General features: G+C 36.6%; 17 protein-coding genes and 2 pseudogenes. All 19 read left to right on the top strand.

Annotated elements, in window-relative coordinates:
• Positions 1 to 117: 117 nt before the first annotated feature.
• The gene (locus ACJV2T_RS04415; protein WP_419399274.1) at positions 118 to 1134 is read left to right on the top strand and encodes a hypothetical protein; all 1017 of its coding nucleotides are present in this window, start codon (positions 118 to 120) and stop codon (positions 1132 to 1134) included.
• Positions 1121 to 1333: a hypothetical protein gene (locus ACJV2T_RS04410; protein ID WP_016635898.1), complete on the top strand. Its 213-nt coding sequence runs from the start codon at positions 1121 to 1123 to the stop codon at positions 1331 to 1333. The genes ACJV2T_RS04415 and ACJV2T_RS04410 overlap by 14 nt, the downstream gene beginning before the upstream one ends.
• Before the next feature lie 289 nt (positions 1334 to 1622).
• Positions 1623 to 2933: a hypothetical protein gene (locus ACJV2T_RS04405; RefSeq protein WP_419399273.1), complete on the top strand. Its 1311-nt coding sequence runs from the start codon at positions 1623 to 1625 to the stop codon at positions 2931 to 2933.
• Positions 2934 to 3129: 196 nt separating this feature from the next.
• On the top strand, positions 3130 to 3378 hold the full coding sequence (locus tag ACJV2T_RS04400; RefSeq protein ID WP_419399272.1) for a type II toxin-antitoxin system RelB/DinJ family antitoxin: 249 nt from the start codon (positions 3130 to 3132) through the stop codon (positions 3376 to 3378).
• A gap of 540 nt (positions 3379 to 3918) precedes the next feature.
• Complete coding sequence (locus ACJV2T_RS04395; protein ID WP_419399271.1) at positions 3919 to 4491, top strand: hypothetical protein; 573 nt, start codon at positions 3919 to 3921, stop codon at positions 4489 to 4491.
• Positions 4492 to 4580: 89 nt separating this feature from the next.
• Positions 4581 to 5501: pseudogene (locus tag ACJV2T_RS04390) on the top strand (hypothetical protein).
• A 567-nt stretch (positions 5502 to 6068) separates the two neighbouring features.
• Complete coding sequence (locus ACJV2T_RS04385) at positions 6069 to 6293, top strand: hypothetical protein (protein WP_415683029.1); 225 nt, start codon at positions 6069 to 6071, stop codon at positions 6291 to 6293.
• 181 nt (positions 6294 to 6474) lie between these two features.
• Complete coding sequence (locus ACJV2T_RS04380; RefSeq protein WP_472850116.1) at positions 6475 to 7134, top strand: hypothetical protein; 660 nt, start codon at positions 6475 to 6477, stop codon at positions 7132 to 7134.
• 32 nt (positions 7135 to 7166) lie between these two features.
• The gene (locus ACJV2T_RS04375; protein ID WP_419399270.1) at positions 7167 to 8300 is read left to right on the top strand and encodes a zinc ribbon domain-containing protein; all 1134 of its coding nucleotides are present in this window, start codon (positions 7167 to 7169) and stop codon (positions 8298 to 8300) included.
• Positions 8290 to 8511, top strand: a complete 222-nt coding sequence (locus ACJV2T_RS04370) for a hypothetical protein (RefSeq protein WP_419399269.1) — start codon at positions 8290 to 8292, stop codon at positions 8509 to 8511. The genes ACJV2T_RS04375 and ACJV2T_RS04370 overlap by 11 nt, the downstream gene beginning before the upstream one ends.
• 343 nt (positions 8512 to 8854) lie before the next feature.
• Positions 8855 to 9763, top strand: coding sequence for a restriction endonuclease (locus ACJV2T_RS04365; protein ID WP_419399268.1), 909 nt, complete (start codon positions 8855 to 8857; stop codon positions 9761 to 9763).
• 193 nt (positions 9764 to 9956) lie between these two features.
• Positions 9957 to 10253: pseudogene (locus ACJV2T_RS04360) on the top strand (type II toxin-antitoxin system RelB/DinJ family antitoxin).
• A gap of 316 nt (positions 10254 to 10569) precedes the next feature.
• Positions 10570 to 10719 (top strand): hypothetical protein, encoded by a 150-nt coding sequence (locus ACJV2T_RS04355; protein WP_419399267.1) that lies wholly within the window; start codon positions 10570 to 10572, stop codon positions 10717 to 10719.
• A 757-nt stretch (positions 10720 to 11476) separates the two neighbouring features.
• A complete protein-coding gene (locus ACJV2T_RS04350) occupies positions 11477 to 12475 on the top strand; it encodes a restriction endonuclease subunit M (RefSeq protein ID WP_419399266.1) in 999 nt (332 codons plus the stop codon).
• Positions 12453 to 12593 (top strand): hypothetical protein, encoded by a 141-nt coding sequence (locus tag ACJV2T_RS04345; protein ID WP_419399265.1) that lies wholly within the window; start codon positions 12453 to 12455, stop codon positions 12591 to 12593. Before ACJV2T_RS04350 ends, ACJV2T_RS04345 begins: the two co-directional genes overlap by 23 nt.
• Before the next feature lie 89 nt (positions 12594 to 12682).
• Positions 12683 to 16534 carry a DEAD/DEAH box helicase family protein gene (locus tag ACJV2T_RS04340; RefSeq protein WP_419399264.1) on the top strand — a complete coding sequence of 1284 codons (3852 nt, stop codon included), beginning with the start codon at positions 12683 to 12685 and terminating at the stop codon, positions 16532 to 16534.
• Between the two features lie 13 nt (positions 16535 to 16547).
• Positions 16548 to 17102, top strand: a complete 555-nt coding sequence (locus ACJV2T_RS04335; RefSeq protein ID WP_419399263.1) for an SLATT domain-containing protein — start codon at positions 16548 to 16550, stop codon at positions 17100 to 17102.
• Between the two features lie 18 nt (positions 17103 to 17120).
• Positions 17121 to 18407, top strand: coding sequence for a nucleotide-binding domain-containing protein (locus tag ACJV2T_RS04330; RefSeq protein WP_419399262.1), 1287 nt, complete (start codon positions 17121 to 17123; stop codon positions 18405 to 18407).
• 175 nt (positions 18408 to 18582) lie between these two features.
• On the top strand, positions 18583 to 18904 hold a 322-nt coding region (locus ACJV2T_RS04325), incomplete at its 3' end, for a DUF2513 domain-containing protein (RefSeq protein ID WP_419399261.1).

Genomic DNA, 18904 nt, shown 5'->3' with positions numbered 1-18904 from the left:
CTGAAAAAGCGAACATTGAAAATAAAAAAGCGAACATTGAAGAGGATTTTACAGCAAAGACCGCTTCGCATGTTCACAAATCACAACGCCTATTATAGAAAAGAGGAGGATGCGCAAATGGATAAACAAGAAGTAATCGAAATACCTGCAGACGAAATTGAGACAATTGACATAGAAGATTATAGAGGAGAAATTGCTGAGCACTTCCATCAGATGCCTGATGTTGCTAGACCATTGATGAGTGAGGCAAAACAGACTTTTCATAGAATTGAGCAGATGCTGTATTCAGCGCCAGCTTTCATAAATGCTGTAAAAGCTGCAATTCCAGATGTTACACTTCAAGCTGTTCTTACGGATGACCAGAAGAGTCAGCTTGCAAAAGGCGCGCTTAAATTGATGACAAAGAAAGATGGTTATCTTATAGCAAACCTTGTGAATCCGGAAACTAATAAAATTGTATCCACTATTCCATTGAAAAGCGTTCAGATGGCACCTGAAATGACACAAGCGATGACTAGCTTTTCAACACAGATGCAAATGGCACAAATCGCAGAGCAGATACAAGTAGTGCAGATTGCTGTAGAAGAAGTAAGACGAGGCCAAGAATATGACCGTTTAGCAATAGCATATAGCTGTCAGCAAAAATTATTACAAGCAATGGCAATTAAGAATCCTGAACTACGTTCTATGGCTTTAATGCAGCTTGCAGCTTCTGCTGAGGATAGCAGAAATCTATTGATGTTGAGCCAGAAGTCAAATGTTAAGTTTATTTCAGAACAGCCAGAAGATTTACTTGGTAAGATATTTAATGGGGATTCACCTGAAAAGATTAATTTGAGAATGAACGAAATTAGAGAGAGCTTATGTGCGGTAAATATGGTTTCTTTTACCGAGGCTATGGCTTATCAAGAAATGAATGAAGATGAAGCTGCTCACCAAAGTTTGACTTATTTTGCTGACTTCGTAAATGATACATATCTTGCCGTTCCGGGATTAGTTGAACGACTTGATTTAATAGACCCATCTTCTAAGAATTACTGGTCACAGACACTACCAAATATAAAAGAAAAGATTAATGCGCTTCCGTGCGCTGGGAATCCGATTCTAATAGGAGGTTCTGATGATGAAGAATAAAACGGATGAAGTGAAATATTGTAAAAGTAAGAATTGTAAAAAAGTCTTTCCGGTAGGATACAAACATAAATATTGCGAGGCATGCAGAAATAAACATGCAGAAACCACAAAGAAAACCTTAAAAGCAGTTTTCGGAACAGCTATTTCTGGCGCAGTACTTGCATTAACTGCTGGAATGATTAAGCCAAAGAACAAATAAAGGCCTATAGTCCGAAAATCAATCATTCCACGCAATCATATATAAAATAAAGAGTTGGACTGATTCCAATACGGTATCTTACACCCAACCTCAAGCAAACATTTGGAAATGCAAGTACCATCGTCAAGATATGAATGTAGATATTCAATTAACGGTTTTAGCGTTCGACTTGTATGTAGACAAGAGCCAGTTCAAAGACAGTCGATATGAAAACTAAATAATAACTAAGCCAAAGGCGACCAACCGTAAAAGTTGGTTGCCTTAGTTTGAAGAAAGAGATGTGAGGAAAATGCATTATAAAACTGGATTGGTATGCGACAAAGAGTTCTTCAATGGGATTGATTCTCAAAACTATTTTGCTTCATTTTACAGCAAAATGAAAACAGAAGTAGAGCAAATGAGTGATGAGGAAATTGTCTCTTATAATTTTGAAGAGTGGGCAGATTATCTTGCAACAAAGTATTCTGTTGCGCCCATTTCGATTTTTGAAACAAATATTGAGAAAACGCTTTCTGAAACAAAAGTCAAAAAGGCGAATACTTTCCGAAGGTATCCTGGTGAAAGAGACTTTTTTGAGATAGACGGAGTTCAAGTGAGATTCAAAATCCCGTTTGACGGAGATCCAAGCCTGTTCAAGTTACGACCCAGTAGACGTATTCTATCAAGATTTGCAACGCAAAGTTTTGTAAGTCCTCATGATGAGGACCGCGGAAGTTTCACTCTGGATTTTGAATATACAAAGCAGGAGCTTCAAGACAAGGGTGATGCAATGGCTGAGTATGTGCAAAAACAGTTCGAAAACGAATTTAGTAGCTATAAGACAATGATTGACAATGTGAACGCCGAGGTTACTTCGTTCAATAGCGGACTTACAGTTTATGCCATGAGTTTGTTGGAGAAACGAAAAAAGAAAGCAGACTCTTTCTCCGCTATTAGCAACGCATTACAGATTCCATTGACTGCGAGCAAAAACGCGCCTAATACCAAGCCAATCCAGTTGAAACGGATAGTCCGTCAATCACCTGCGAAACCAACAGTTAAAACTGCAATTCCTGAACCGTGCATCAGTGATGGCGATTATGAAAATATCAATAATATCATTTTGATGTGTGGAACAACTATGGAAAAAACAGCGAGAACATATTTTGCCAATACCGAAGAAGAACTCAGAGACCATCTATTAGCAACATTGAATACGCATTATGAATCAGCAACGGGAGAAACCTTCCGAAAGATTGGAAAAACTGATATTCATATTGAGTTTGAAAACAAGGCTGCTTTCATCGGAGAATGCAAAATATGGCACGGTGAGCGTTTGTTCCAAGGAGCAATCCAACAAGTTATTAACTATTCAACATGGCGAGATATAAAAGTATCAGTGATTATTTTCAACAAAGAAAATCAATCATTCCCCGCAATCATATCTAAAATAAAGAATTGGGCTGATTCCAATACGGTATCTTACACCCAGCCTCAAGCAAACATTTGGAAATGCAAGTACCATCGTCAAGATATGAATGTAGATATTCAATTAACGGTTTTAGCGTTCGACTTGTATGTAGACAAGAGCCAGTTCAAAGACAGTCGATATGAAAACTAAATAATAACTAAGCCAAAGGCGATCAACCGTAAAAGTTGGTCGCTTTTGTTTTGCCCATTATCAGAAAGGAGAAGTTGCCCATGAGTAAAGAATTGGAAAAGCTTGGTAATTCGTAGCCGGAAGTCAACGTTGTGTATGTATCGTGTTGCAATATGCGACACAGTATTTTATGATGTGTGTATGGAGGTTGATTGATATGGCAGTTACTAAAACAGCGAATGTGAATGTGAGAATACAAGAAAATATTAAGCAGCAGGCGGAGCAGATTTTGGAAACTATTGGAATTCCTAGGGCTACTGCTATTAACATGTTTTATCGTCAAATCATTCTTAATAAGGGTATTCCGTTTTCGCTTACTATTCCGAAGTCGCTTCCGGCACAAGATGATATGGATGAGAAAACGTTTAACGCGTTGATGGCTAAAGGTTATGATCAGGCGGCTTAAAGTGATAGTTATCCGATAGATGATGTTTTTGAAGAGCTTGAACGTTGATTAGCAGCCGTGGTGTGAGCTTGGTTTTAGAAGAATACGCGTAAAAAATTATTACGTTTATTTTTGTGTTGATGATAGTAGAAAAGAAGTTCAAATACTCGCGGTTATCTACGTGAGAAAAGATCAGGCTAAGCAACTGGAACAATTGTAATGTAACGCGCTATTAAGCCAATCTTAAACTTTTTAACGATAGCTTTTTCTATCGTTAAAAGGTGCACCCACTTTGCCCACATATCTGTTTATGTATGGAAATAAAATCTTGTGGATTATCGTATGATTTTGAGTTACAATCACTTTATAGTCTGCATATCTGCATTCTTGTCCATAATTTACATCCCGTCAGTTTTATTAAACTCAAAGATGATTTGTACTCCGAGATGAATAAATATTTGGCGGATGATAGTGAAGCATGATAGTGAAGAGCAGAGTGAAGATTGAACATGAGAATCGTAGCCGCAATTAGGTAAAGATTAAGTTGTAGAGGAGGCGTAAATGAAGCATATTAAGCATTATGCTTTTTTGACTGTGGTAGTTTGCCTTATGTCACTTATTTCAGGTTGTAAGAATCAGAGTAATTTTAGCGATAATAATAGAGAAGTAAAGACAGAAAATCAAAAGTCTGCAAGGAATGAAAAGCACTCAGAAAATAATGAAGATGTTGACTGGAAAGAGGTAAGTAAAAAAGGTGTTGATGAAACTCTGCTCATAAAAAACATAGATGAAAAGGTTCTCACATATGTGGCTAAACAGCTACAAAATCTATGCGACGAGATTGGTGAAAAGGGGGTCAAAGATAAATACTATCGGCTGACAGGATGGTATAACGATGTAGTATATTCTAAGCAATACAAGAGTGTTGTGTCGTTGGGTAAAAAAGCAATGAAACCATTGTTCCTAATAATATATAAAAGCAAAGAGACTGGAATGTATGAATGGGTTTGTAGTAAAGCGTTAGATGAAATATCTGGTTTTGATTTCTCGGGATTAAACAATGGTGCAGGATGGAGTAATTCTAGAGAATTTTTAAAGGCATTTACCGATAAAATTATTGAACAAAAGAATTAGCAACTCTCTGTTTGGACTTAGGACAATTTTTAGATATTTTGTATAATCAAAGCACGATATTCCGTAATTGCATTTTCCGTGGAGAGATGATGAGTGAGACGAATGTAAGACCTGTGCTTTTCAAGCATGCTTTTTGGGATAATGTGATTATAGAAACTGTTGCTGGCATTTGCACTCTTATTATTTCGCTTCTTGTACAGCAGTTAGTAGGGCACCGCGTACTAGGTTGGGAAACGGTGGTCATACTCGCGTTGAGTGTTGTGGTGTTTTCGCTGCTAAGTGCAGCGTATCTGCAGTGGTATAGGCATCGTAGGCCGGATGACGGGTATTTGCTTATTGGAATCATCGATTTTGTGCTCAGACTGCTGGTGACTTCTGGTATTGCTTTATTGCTTGTTTCAAATACTACACTGCTAAGCATTATTATTGGCGCAGCGGTTACTAGTGTGTTGATGTTTGTTTTTGAAAAGCCTTGGCAGCCAGGTATGACGGATGCGCAATTACAGGAAGCTTCAAAGAAATCGGTTGAGCTTGGCGTTCAAATGCTTGAAGAAGAACGCGTAAAGCGCGCCGAGGTGAGAAACACGATTGCATTACAGCATGCTAGCGCAGGTAAAACAGACACTTCTAGAGGTGTATCTTTAACATTTTCCTCGTTAATTGTTGCGAATATGCTGATGGAAGCAGGATGCGATGTTGTCACATTTTTGTTTGCATTGATGCTGCAATGGTGAATGCTTGGTACTATCTTCGGCTGGCGAACGCTGCTTGTCATGTTCTTGGGCAATATGCTATTTTCTTGCGTGGCGGCTGCGGTTATGGTTCTGATGGGAGCATTGAAAGCTGATCAACAGAAATGCCTAACAAAAAGTTTGCCTTTCTTGGTTATTGTTGTACTGCTTAGACTACTGATCTTTGGTGTTCTCGCTTGGCTGCTTACACCGAGCTTGGTATGGGTAAGCGTAGTCGTTGGCATTGTTCTTACAGATATTGTTCTCGTTATCAAGTAGCACCCATGGAGAAGAACCGCAGTAGCCGCATAAGATTTTGTAAGACTGTTTTCTTCTCTTTTGAGCAAAGGGTTCTACGTAACCCGTTATATCTTTCCTTTTTCCTTGCTATTAGTATTTATAGTTTTTGTTTAAAAAACTTAACAGCCATTTCATAAACAAATGTAACAGTTTTTTACGTGTTATATCTTGGCAATGTTGTATTAAAAAGAGCCGTATGTTTCGCATATCTCCATCGTGTTTTCTTTGCACTGGTTTTACCATTCTTAACCATCTTGTTGCTACATACACTACCAATGGGATTATTGCAAGAGTTCATCATTTAATTACAACAGTAGATTAGGTTAGTTTCATTAGAGTATTCTAATTGTAGTCTATTTGCATAATTTAGTATTTGGGGGAATAACCCTATTTCTATTTGTTACAAGTAAAACTTAGAACACCTTATACATTTTATATGTTATCAAAAATAACAACAACAATTGTATGGCAAAAAATTATTGGATAGAATGAGTATTAAAACTATTTGGTGTTCGACTCCGTGGAGTGAGTGAGGAGGATATTCTCATGTACAAGGTTCTTATGTTCGTGCTGAAGTTGGTTATGTTTACAGCTGTGAATTTTATGGTCCTTTACTTGTCGATGGTGGTATTCGGCCATGATTTTGGTGTGATGTTCAAAACGTATGGGGATGCGCTCGGTCCGTTTACGTTCGTGCTTGCTTTGATGACAACGATGTCGTTGCCTAATGAAGGAACTATTTTTGAGGATAAGCGGCAAAAAGTGTGCTAAAAAACCGAGTTTTCGTTGAAATACCAAGGAAAACTCTCTGTTGTTATGCTAAAAAAGCTTAACATTTAGTATTACTTGACATTTTTATAAACATGTACTCGCGTATTCAGGCGTATACAACCGTTTTAGACGTACTGTATTTCCATCGTTAACATCATATGTATAAAACTCTTTAACACTCATGATTTTCAGAGTGTTCAATGTTGATCGTTATGATGACAGGGACGTGGCAATCACAAACCTGATTGAAAGTTATGATCGTCTGATGGAATTTGGAAAGAAGCATCTGAATGATGTTTTTACATTGGATGGCGTCCAGCGGATAAGCGCCAGAGATAAAATCCTGCGTGAGATTATCTCCAATTTGTTGATGCACCGTGATTTTTCCAGTGGATATGTATCGAAGCTTGTCATTGAACGGGATAAGATTACAACAGAGAATGCGAACCTTGCGCATGGACACGGCAACCTGAATCTGAAAACATTCAAGCCATTTGCAAAGAATCCGCCGATAGCAAAAGTGTTCCGAGAAATCGGACTTGCTGATGAGCTTGGAAGCGGTATGCGCAACAGCTATAAATACACGAAGATGTATTCTGGTGGAGAGCCTGTCTTTACAGAGGCAGATGTTTTTACGACAGTGATTCCTCTTTCTGAGACGGCAACTGCCACGGTCGGACCAACCGAAGAACTTGATCCAAGGGAACAAGTTAGGGAGCAAGTTACAATACAAGCTCTCCTTCAATTTTGTATCGTTCCTCGTAGTCGGAAAGAAATGCAAGAATTTATGGGGCTGACCGGTAGAGGAAACTTTTCGCAAAAATTACAAGGCCTCTTATGAAACATCAAATAAAAAGGAAAGGTCGTGAATAAATGAGCAGAATACTATGCCCGGAATGCGGGACAAAAATATCAGATAAAGCTACGAATTGCCCGCATTGTGGATTTCAAAGTGCCGATCCAAAGAGGCCAATCAGTGAGCAGGACAAATACGAGATGGTTCCGATCTTCGAATATGATATTGAAGAGTGGCAGCCGAATCGAGGAGAACTAAGCATTATCTCATATGAAGATAATAGAAGTCTTATTCAGTATTTTGGTAAGTGGGAAAATATCAAGATTAAGCTTCCTGCAATTGCAGAAGTAATAGGAGCTATGGCAAACAAGAATCGCATCATGGTTGCTAAGATGGATTCCTATGTGAAGGATTTAATAGATAAGGGAATCTATCGATTCACCATTGATAAACAGGGAGAAATACTACCAACAATTCGTGACGCAGATGGATTTGTTAAACAGGTTAGACTTGAGGACATGGCCTTGACGCCTAATCTCATACAGTCCTTAAACAATTTATCGACGCACGCGGTAATGGCTCAGATTCTTGATGAAATAGAATATGTCGGTTATGCAATAAGAGAAATCCATGTAGAGCTTCAGAATGATCGTCTTGCTATGGCAGAAGGAGCAAGGGATAAACTAATGCAGGCAAGGCTGATTCAGGATGCAAAGCTGAGAGAAGCGGCTATGCTGGATGTTATACATAGTGCGACAGATGCAAAGCGAGTATTGATGCGGAACTTTTCTCAGAATATGTATCATATTACCGAACATTCCCAGAAGTCTGATTTTCAAATGATGATTGAATTCAAAGGAGAAAAAGACGTCAGCAGGAAGGCAATTGACTCATTTAAGGCACTTGTTTACATTACTAACTCTGTGCAGACTGAGTGTGAAGGATACGCAATGTTGGGAGAATACGAACCGTGCAAGGAATGCTTAGAGGAATTCAAATCCTTCATAGTGGAAAATAAACTTAATGAGCGAGATACATTATTGTTGCTCAATGAGAATTCTTCTCAGAAGCGGATCGAAGTAGTTGATCAGTTTACCGATATTGCAGCGAGGATTACAGACTTTGATCCGAAGACACAAATTGAGTATTCAGTACATAATCTGTTGACAGTAGAAACAGAACATACCGGAGGTGATTATGATGAGCAATAATAAAGGTCCAGAAATTCGTTACTGCAAGAAGTGCGAATGCGAACTTGTAAGCACGAATAAGTACAAGTTATGTGATAATTGCAGACGCGAAAGGAATGCAAATATTAGAAAGGACGTATTAGGTGCGGTGAGCATGGTTGGCAGTATCGCACTTATTGTTACCAATATTGTTACCAAGAGAAAGGATGGTGGCGGAGGAAATAACGCCTGAGCAGAGTTGAGGCGATGGGATTTCAGACATATTCCCTCAGAGCGAAGTCTTGAGGCGGTTGGTAAATCTGTGCGTTTGCATATTATTGGGCAGGAACATGGTCTTTGACCTGTTTCCGAGAACGGACAAGGGCAAAATCGGTGTGTTTTCCTCAAAAAATGCGCTTTGACCAATTCCCGCGAACGAACGTGAATTTGGAGATGAAGCAGTCGAGCCACGTCGAGAGAGTTGTGTTACTTCACTTTGATCGAGCTTGAAATTGCGTAGCTCAGTTTATAATGAATATTTAGTTTAGATTGAGTTTGTATCCGTATTTGAAAGTGACTTAAAGGGGAGATTAACAATGGTGTTACCGAAATACAATGAACTAATGAAGCCTTTATTGTTGGTAATAAATGATGGTGAAGTTCATGCGTTTAACGAAGTTATTGCAACTTTAGCTCAGAAGTTGAATCTTTCAGAGGAAGACTTAAAAGAAAAACTTCCAAGTGGTAATCAAAGTGTGTTTAAAAATAGGGTTGGTTGGGCAAAAACTTATCTTAAGAAAGCTGGGCTTGTTGACAGTCCAGCACGTGCAACTATTGTTATTACAGATGCCGGAAAGAAAGTTGTTGAAGAAAATCCAGAAGTTATTGATTCAAAATATTTAGAGCAATTTTCTTCGTTTGTTGAGTTTTATCATTCTGAAAATACTGATAGCTCTTTGTCTGCTAATTTGAATAAGGATGATTTAACTCCAGATGATCAACTTGAATCAGCATATAAGCAGATTAACGCGACTCTTGCGTCTGATTTGTTGAATGAAGTATTGAAGATTTCGCCATATACTTTTGAAAAACTTGTTGTTGATCTTCTTTCCAGTATGGGTTATGGGGATATTGCTTATGGTAGTCATGCTACTGTCGCTTCTGGTGATGATGGAATTGATGGTGTAATAATGGAGGATCAGCTTGGGTTCTCACTGATTTATATACAGGCTAAGAAATGGGCTTTAGATAAAGTTGTTGGTCAGCCTGATATTCAGAGTTTTGTTGGTGCAATTGCTGGTAAGCAAGGACATGGTCTTTTTGTTACAACTTCTAGGTTTTCGCAGAAAGCTAAAGATTACGCTGACAATCATCATATTATTTTGGTTGATGGTGTGAAACTTGCAAATCTTATGATTAAGCATAATTTTTGTGTTTCAACAAGAAAAACGTTTGAGATTAAAACGATTGATACTGATGCTTTGCTTGAATATCAAGATGAATAGTTTTGCATTTAAGTTTTGTGCTTTGATTTTGTTGATTTTGGGGTTGTTAGCTGGATTCATCGCGATTTTTGAGTGTGATTTAATCTTTTAATCTTGCATATGAGCGTAATTTTCTAATGCTAATGTTAATGCAATGACATTGCAATGCCAATGCAATGTTGTATATTCATCGTAAGAAATAAGGGGTGATTGTATGGCGAAAACAGCTAACTTGTATACTCGTATTGATCCAGAGTTAAAAGAACAGGCAGAATATATATTGAATTCTTTGGGTCTTCCTCCTTCGAGTGCTATTACCATGTTTTATAAGCAGGTTGTTTTACAGAAGGGGCTTCCTTTTGATGTGAAATTGGGTTATAGAGAGCCGCGTGATGTGAGTTCTATGACTCAAGGTTAGTTGAATAATGAGTTGGAAAAGGGTTATAAGTCGGTTTTATCCGGTGATGCGAAGCCTGCTAGTAAGGTTTTTGAATCTTTGCATAAAGCATAGGGTTCATGGCGTGTGATATTTTTCTTATTTTTTATTTTGTTTTTGAAGAAAAGCATGAAGTTGTGGTTTCTCGTGTGCTTTATGGGAAAAGAGATATTGAGAAAGTTATAAATGGCAATTAAACCCTTTTTTGCGATATTTTTCTATCGTTAAAAAGTGAATCCAATATCTAGTTTCTTAACTCTTTTATGCAATGAAACTTTTCCCTCTGAACTCTGAAACTGTTGCTTTCTGTGTTATATGTTTCGCAAGCATCACGCTACTTGAGCCTTTTGTTAACACGTTAAAAATTGCAATGGGGTAGTACAATTGTCGTATGGGTTTGCATCCTATTCATCCAGAGTTTCAGAATATTCAGTACTTGGGTATTTATAATCCTCGCATGAATAAGGTCTATCGTATTGCTGTTGAAAACATATCCGAGGATGTTATACGCGAAGTTGAGAAAGATGTGATTGGATATTAGGATTAGGCGGTTTTATGTACTTTAGGCTGTTTTTCGTACTTGTGAAGACTATCGCTAAAAAGTTTAGCGCGCTGCAGCTTTAGGCTTGTCGGTTCAAAAAGTATCATGTAGCAATCGTCAAACACCGTTACTTTCTCAGTCCGTTGACTGAGTTTTTAACGGTGTTTGGACTGTGGATTGCAATACAGAATATCCAGGCGTAACTTTATACACTTTTTTGCTTACCTACACACACAAACATTTTTCCACGCAATTGTGGATAAAAGTTGCCAGAAGATTCACAATTCAACTGCGTTTTGTTTCAGAAGAATGAATATGCTAGAGGGCTACACAAAACTGGTAACCCTCTGCTAACAGCAATCAACACTTCCTATAGTGAAGTGAGCTTGTCGTGCGTATAAGTATATAAAAATTTTGATGTTTTTACAAATTTTATGACTATGTTGTTGCAGCCATAATTTTTAAATATAATAAAAATATATTTATCTGATTATTTTTCTCATACTGAGTAGGGATATGTGATATTTATATGTAATTTATAGGGGGAAGAATAAGAATTATAAGCAGATCATATCTATACAAGATAACTGTATGTAAAATATAATTTAAGAAGAGAGTCGTTGCGGCAGTAATTTGGTTACTAGGTTTAAAAGAAAAGCATCTGATTATATGAATATATCAACAAAATTATTTGCTTCATTTGACTAAAAAATTGAAGACTGATTGAAATGGTGGCTAATTTTAAGGAAATGAGTAAATGAGTAAATCAATTCTTGATTATACTTTTGAGCAAAATGTTGATGAACAAACATTCTCTGAGAAATATCCTAAGGTTTTCTCTGCTTTATTGTTAGATCATACAACAAAACGCAATATTTGCTGGGCAACGAATGATTATAAAAATTATGGTAATACTCATCAAGCGCATTCCGAAATAACCATTGCTTCAATTACTGGTAAATATGCAGGGTTGATTGCACCTAGAACATCAAAATCTCGTGAGTTGCAAACATCTAGAACTAAAAATAAGGCTGAGGTATTTACTCCATCTTGGATTTGCAATGAACAAAATAATTTGGTTGATGAAGCATGGTTTGGTAGATCTAATGTTTTTAATCGTACTAATGACAAAAGTTGGATTTCTACCACAGAAAAAATTGAGTTTTCAGATAATCGCTCAAAAAATTGGATGGCATATGTAGATGAATGTCGAATGGAAATAACGTGTGGAGAAGCTCCATATTTAGTTAGCAGATATGATGCAACAACTGGCGAAATAATTCCACTTAAGCAACGTATCGGACTTTTGGATCGTAAGCTTAGAGTAGTTAAAGAGAATACTAGTAATGAAATAGATTGGCTCAAGTGGTCTAAACGTGCATTTGAATCTATATATGGTTTTGAATATCAAGGAGATAGTCTGCTTCTAGCAAGAGAAAACCTTCTTGCAACATATGTTGATTATATGCGTGATTCACTTAATAGAAAACCTACAGAGTCAGAGCTTTTAAGCATAGCAATTATTATTTCTTGGAACATCTGGCAAATGGATGGACTTACAGGGTATCCGCCTTATTGTATTGAGATACCAGCAACCATACAACCAACTTTATTTGATTTTGAAGAAACTGGAAAAAATATAGATTCTCAAACTTCAACATCATGCCAAATAAAAGATTGGCGCACTAATAAAACCAACACATTTAATGACTTACTTTTACAGGAGAAAAACAATGAAGCAAGTAGACAATCTTGAATTGCTAGATAATATTATTTTTGGAAGAGTTACACCTCACATTTATGCTTTTCAAACAGGCACAATACCAGACTATCTAAAAGTCGGGATACTTATCGGCCAGTCAGTGTTCGTTTAAAGGAATGGGAACAAAAGTTCCCTGACTTAATAAAAAAATATGAGCATAAAGCAACAGTTTCTGATAATGTATATTTTCGTGATTATGCTGTGCATGATTATTTAGAAAATTCGCTTGGCAAAAAACGCCTTGAACCAGAAGATTTATCTACAAATAATGTTTACTATAGTAGGGAATTTTTTAAAGATGTTAATACTTCTGAACTAGATGAAGCTATTAACGATATATGCGAGCAATATAAATTAAAAAACTCTACATATGCCTACTATGATTCCAATAAACGATTGGCTGTTACAGTACACTATGAGCGTGGATCAAAGTGGACACTACGCCCGAATCAACAAGAAGCGGTTGATAATTTTATAAAAGCAGTGAACTTGGGGCGCACAAATCTTTTAATGTATGCTGTTATGCGATTTGGCAAATCATTCACATCACTTGCATGCGCCAAAGCCATAAATGCAAAGACTGTGCTTATTGTTTCTGCTAAAGCAGACGTTCGTGAAGAATGGAAGAAGAACGTAGAACAACCCGGCAATTTTGAAGGCTATAACTTTTTAAGTTCAAAAGAATTATTAGAGAACGATAACGCAATTTCAGATATTCATGCCAAAGATGAAACGGCAGTCATTTTCCTAACATTACAAGACTTGCAAGGCACTGAGATTAAGGCAAAACATGCACAAGTCTTTGAAAATAAAATTGACTTATTAATTGTTGATGAAACACATTTTGGCGCTCGCGCTCAAAGTTATGGCGAAATTTTGCGCAATGTGCAAACAGACGAGAAAAAAGACCTAAAAGACAATATTAAGTTTCTTGATAAGCAGGAAGATGACCAAATAGATCTGGAAGATGCCAATAAGCAAATCAAGGAATTAAAGGCTAAAGTTCGATTACATCTCTCTGGAACGCCTTATCGAATTTTAATGGGTTCAGAATTTGAGCCAGAAGATATTATTTCTTTTGTTCAATTTACAGATATCGCTCACGAACAGAAAGCTTGGAATGCTGAAAACTTAGATAAGGATGATGTTGAGGAATGGGACAACCCTTATTTTGGTTTTCCTCAAATGATTCGTTTTGCTTTTCACCCAAGTAAGCGAGCTATAGAAAAAATGAATGAGCTGAAAAAGCATGGTGTAAGTCTTGCTTTATCTGCTCTTTTCAAGCCGCAATCCATTAGAAAAGACACAAAAACAAATGCGCATCAAAAATTTGTAAATGAAGATGAAGTTTTTGACCTTCTAAAAATTATCGATGGTACTTCTAGTGACTCAAAACTTTTAGGATTTTTAGACTACGATAAAATTAAGCAAGGTCAAATGTGCAGGCATATTGTAATGGTTTTGCCATATTGTGCTTCCTGCGATGCAATGGAAAAGCTAATTTCAGATCATGCTTTAGAATTTAAGAATCTCGGCGAGTATGAGATTTTAAATATTTCAGGCGTAGAATCACAACACTACTTCCACGCGCCAACAGATATTAAAAATCGTATTGCAAAACTTGAATCAGAAGGTAAAAAGACGCTCACTTTAACAGTAAATAGAATGCTTACTGGCTCAACTGTTGAGCAATGGGACACGATGATTTATCTAAAAGATACAGCGAGTCCGCAAGAATACGATCAAGCAATATTTCGCTTACAAAACCAATATGTTCGTGAATTAAGTGACGGCACAAAAGTTATAAAAGAGTGCCTAAAACCGCAAACTCTGCTGGTAGATTTTGACCCACATCGTCTTTTTACTATGCAGGAGCAAAAATCTTTAATTTACAATGCCAACACTGAAAAGAATGGTAATTCATTGCTTGACAAGCGTATTGCTGACGAGCTTCGTATATCGCCAGTTATTACAATGAATCATAATCGCTTAGAACAGGTGCAAGCTACTGATATCCTAAAAGAGGTTAGCCACTACAACAATTCTCGTTCAATTACCGACGAGGTAATGGATTTACCGATAGATCTCTCAATCCTAAATAACGAGCATATGCGGGATGTAATTGAAGCACAAAATCCATTTGGATCTAAGGCAGGCTTAACTCTGGAAGCCCATGCAAGTGAAACAGATGGGCAGGATTTTGATGTCAATGATGACGCAGATGACGCGCTGGATGATTATAATGATGACGCAGAGCCACAGAGACAGTCACCTCTCACAGCTATAACAGATGATAAAGAAATCAAAGACTTAGAAAACAAGATACGCACGTATTATCAGCGCATCCTCTTCTTCTCGTTCCTTTGCCCAGAATCAGTAAGGTCACTGGACGACATTTTAGAAACATTGCATCACGGTAAAAATAATAGAATTGCTCAAAATCTAGGTATCAATACGTATGATATCGAGGTTTTGCGAAATTCACTCAATGCTTTTAAGCTCAGTGCATTAGATTATAAAATCCAAAATATATCTACACTTGCTACTGACGAAAACTTAAAACCCCTTGAGCGTGCTGTAACTTCACTTGCCAAATTTAGCCGTATGTCTTCGTCTGAAATTATTACACCAGCAAAAATTGCTGATGAAATGGTGGCGATGCTTTCTGAAGATCAATTGCGTAACATTATTAAATCAGGTGAAAAATTACTTGATATTGCATCAAAAGCAGGCGAATATACAGTAGCACTCGTAAAGCGTCTACAGGCATTAGGCTTTACGCTTGACGAAATAAGAAACAGCATATATGCCATTCCTACTTCAAGCGTTGCATATGAGTTCACAAGACGTTTCTACGAAATACTTGGACTAAATACTGCTTGTATTGCTAAGGACTTTACAAGCTACGACCTTCTCGATATTAAAAAAGATAACGAGGAGGTGGACTATAATCGAATAACTGAACTTCTCAGTCAGAAGAAAGATTTTGATAAAATTACGCTGGAAGGTAAAATTCAAGGGGGTGAAAAAGTGAAATTCGGAGCAATCGTAGGAAATCCGCCGTATCAGAAGGCATCAATTGGCAAAAATAATAGTGATTCTGCAATATACCCAGAATTCATGGATTTATCTTATTGTCTATCAGAATTTACGGCTTTAATAACTCCAGCTAGATTTTTGTTTAACGCAGGAAAGACAAATTCAAAATGGAACTCATTAAGGCTTAATGATCCGCATTTTAAAGTTGCTAGTTACAACGAAAGTAGTGATGCTGTTTTTGAGTCAAACATTGACATAAAAGGCGGAGTAGCAATTACCATTCGTGATAATAACAAAAAATACAAACCAATAGTATGTTTTACTCCAAATACTAAATTAACTTCAATTAGAGAAAAAGTTTGCAAATGCAATGATTTTTCTAGTATTACAAAGATAATATGTAGTAGAGGTATTTATCGTTATTCTGACATAGCATATCGTGAAAATCCAGATGAACTTTCAAAAACATCGGATTCGCGCATTGCTCCTAGTGCTTTTGAAAGAATGCCATCGTTATTTTTAGAAAAACCTAATGATGCTGAAGATTTCATACAAATTCTTGGCAAAACCGACAACTCTCGCGTTTTCAGATGGATAAAAAGGAAATATGTAAAGTATGTTTCGAATCTAGAACATTATAAAATTTTAATTCCAAAAGCGGATGGAAAGGGTTCATTTGGTGAACGTTTAACTAAACCACAAATAGTAAATCCTAGTGTTGGTTTTACTGAAACTTTTATTTCAATTGGTGAATTTGAAAATAAAACTCTTTCAGAAGCTTGCTTAAAATACATTAAGACTCGTTTTGTAAGAGCACTGCTTGGAATGAAAAAAGTAACACAAAATAATTCGAAAACAATGTGGGAATACGTTCCTTTACAAGATTTCACCTCTTCTTCTGACATCGACTGGTCAAAATCCGTCGATGATATCGATCAGCAACTTTACCGTAAGTATGATCTTAATGATGAAGAAATTGCATTTATAGAAGAAAAAGTACAGCGTATGGAATAGTGCGAGGCATGCAATGGAAAATAAAAGCAAACTAATTCATTTACTTGATGCTCGCGCAGATCGTCTTTTATACACCTATCGTACACAAGAAAAAGCTGCTGATAGATGTGAATCCTGGGAAAGATGGCGCAAAAGATTCTCAATTGTCTTAACTGTAGTAACTACAGGCACACTGATTACAAGTGTTGCTGGTATTATATTAAACGAAATTTGGGGGAATTTTGCAGTAGCACTTATAGCGACTTTAGCAACAGGTGCTTCTTTTTCGGGTGAGTTCTTTGATTTTAAGGCAAAAATAGCAGAACATCAAAAGTCCGCTGTTGAAATTCGCTATCTATTTGAAAGATATGAATCATTAATTTCTGATCTTGAAGTGTCAGCTATTTCAGACGAGAATGCACGTAAAATTCGAGATGAGCTAGAACTTAAAGAACACGACGTACTATCAACAGCACCTAGAACAACATCCAGAGATTACAACAAGGCTAATGCTGCTATAAACGGTAATGAAAAACCTCAGTCATCACAAGAAGAAATTGATAACAGAACCCCAGGAAGAATAGAGTAAGGAAGAAATATCAGTTACATGAGTGCATTAGACGTTTTTGATAAAATCTTCGACAATCTTAAGATTTCTAATGAGGAAGAAATTAGAAACCGTAGAGATGAAATTACAAAAGTCCTTAATAAAGAATTTAGAGATTCAGATTCAGAATCAGACAATCGGTTAATGGTAGGTTCATGGGGACGTTGTACAGCCATTGATGGAGTCTCTGATTTAGATTTTCTTTATATTCTTCCTTCTCATTTATATGATGAATTTCATGTGTCAGGAGGTACATGCAAAGTTCTATCTAAAATAAAACAAGCTATAGTCACCCATTATTCACGAACTGATATTCGAGTAAATCAACTAGTTGTTGTAGTTAATTTCAAAAATTATAAATTTGAAGTGCAACCTGTATTTGAACAAGAGAATGGCTCATTTTTGTATCCAGATACGTATTCCGATTCTTGGAAAACAACAAAACCACGAGATGAGATTAAAACTATATCTGACCTTGATACAGCTTCTAATGGGAATGCTAGAAAAATATGCAAATTATCTCGGGCATGGAACAATAAACACAATGTTACTATGGGTGGTCTTCTCATAGATACTATGGCATGGAGATTTCTCAATGATAACGATGAATATTTTAACGCTACAAATCATCCTGATTATATGATTAGAGATTTCTTTAAATATCTAAGCAATTTACCCAAACAAGAATTCTGGAATGCTCCAGGCAGCAATCAAAGAGTAAAGGTCAAGAAAAATTTTCAAGTAAAAGCTGCAGAAGCTTATAAGCTCTGTTGTGTTGCTATTGATGAAAGCGATGAAGATAAGTCATACAAGAAATGGCGAGAGGTCTTTGGAAGATTTGTTCCATTAAGTGACCATGAACAAGTAGCCAAGGATCTTTTTACATCGTATGATGACACGGAACAGTTCATTGAAAATTTTTATCCGATTGATTTAAAAGATGAACTTAATCTTGAGTGCAAAGTAACACAAGATGGATTTAGACCAGCCAGTTTAAGAGACATGATAAGGAATCATATTTGGCTTAAACCAAACAAAAAACTAGAATTTTATATAACAAATACAAATCTTCCAACACCATATAGTCTCAAATGGAAAGTATGCAACTGCGGAGAAGAAGCTAAAAAACGCAATTGTATAAGAGGTCAAATTATTGGTGGTACAACCTCTAAAACCAGAGAAGAATATACGGTTTTTCGAGGAGAACACTATGTTGAATGCTACGCTATATACTACGGCGTGGTAATAGCAAAAGGTAAAATCTCTGTACCAATCACCACAAACTAGTCTTATGCAACTTAGTAGTTCTAAAATTAAAACTTACTAAAGATTCAATATATTGGGACACTCTAGATGCCGAGCATAAATTAAATGGTTTAGACGTGATTAATACGCTTGTGCCACATTGTATATGATATTTATATGAAAATTTAAACAATGATCTATAAAGGAGAATAAACTTATGAGAAGAAATATGGATTTAGTTCGCGAAATTTTAATTGAAGCTTCTAAAAGTGACAAAGAAGTTAGAGCAAGCGATATTGCTGAGAAAAGTAGTAAATACTCTCTTGAAGAAATTATTTACAACATAAGAATAATGGGTGAAGGTAATTTAATTAATGTATATATCGATGAGCGTGAAGCTGGCGTTGTAGATGCTTACATTATGTACATAACTTGGTCTGTATCTTATACAGATCTGCTGCTGCCGACGATATGCAGTGTTGATGATCACACCGTCCCGCTTTTGCTCTCCAATTTTAACGAATCATTGTCAGCACTTA

The sequence above is a fragment of the Gardnerella phocaeensis genome (assembly GCF_048545075.1).
GTDB classification, from domain to species: domain Bacteria; phylum Actinomycetota; class Actinomycetes; order Actinomycetales; family Bifidobacteriaceae; genus Bifidobacterium; species Bifidobacterium vaginale_J.
Note: the sequence above shows the minus strand (reverse complement) of the source record. Positions and strands in the feature narration are given on the sequence as shown.

Coding starts and splice junctions, on each gene's coding strand:
- ACJV2T_RS04415 (WP_419399274.1), top strand. CDS start 118: ATGGATAAACAAGAAGTAATCGAAATACCTGCAGACGAAATTGAGACA.
- ACJV2T_RS04410 (WP_016635898.1), top strand. CDS start 1,121: ATGATGAAGAATAAAACGGATGAAGTGAAATATTGTAAAAGTAAGAAT.
- ACJV2T_RS04405 (WP_419399273.1), top strand. CDS start 1,623: ATGCATTATAAAACTGGATTGGTATGCGACAAAGAGTTCTTCAATGGG.
- ACJV2T_RS04400 (WP_419399272.1), top strand. CDS start 3,130: ATGGCAGTTACTAAAACAGCGAATGTGAATGTGAGAATACAAGAAAAT.
- ACJV2T_RS04395 (WP_419399271.1), top strand. CDS start 3,919: ATGAAGCATATTAAGCATTATGCTTTTTTGACTGTGGTAGTTTGCCTT.
- ACJV2T_RS04385 (WP_415683029.1), top strand. CDS start 6,069: ATGTACAAGGTTCTTATGTTCGTGCTGAAGTTGGTTATGTTTACAGCT.
- ACJV2T_RS04380 (WP_472850116.1), top strand. CDS start 6,475: ATGATTTTCAGAGTGTTCAATGTTGATCGTTATGATGACAGGGACGTG.
- ACJV2T_RS04375 (WP_419399270.1), top strand. CDS start 7,167: ATGAGCAGAATACTATGCCCGGAATGCGGGACAAAAATATCAGATAAA.
- ACJV2T_RS04370 (WP_419399269.1), top strand. CDS start 8,290: ATGAGCAATAATAAAGGTCCAGAAATTCGTTACTGCAAGAAGTGCGAA.
- ACJV2T_RS04365 (WP_419399268.1), top strand. CDS start 8,855: ATGGTGTTACCGAAATACAATGAACTAATGAAGCCTTTATTGTTGGTA.
- ACJV2T_RS04355 (WP_419399267.1), top strand. CDS start 10,570: ATGGGTTTGCATCCTATTCATCCAGAGTTTCAGAATATTCAGTACTTG.
- ACJV2T_RS04350 (WP_419399266.1), top strand. CDS start 11,477: ATGAGTAAATCAATTCTTGATTATACTTTTGAGCAAAATGTTGATGAA.
- ACJV2T_RS04345 (WP_419399265.1), top strand. CDS start 12,453: ATGAAGCAAGTAGACAATCTTGAATTGCTAGATAATATTATTTTTGGA.
- ACJV2T_RS04335 (WP_419399263.1), top strand. CDS start 16,548: ATGGAAAATAAAAGCAAACTAATTCATTTACTTGATGCTCGCGCAGAT.
- ACJV2T_RS04330 (WP_419399262.1), top strand. CDS start 17,121: ATGAGTGCATTAGACGTTTTTGATAAAATCTTCGACAATCTTAAGATT.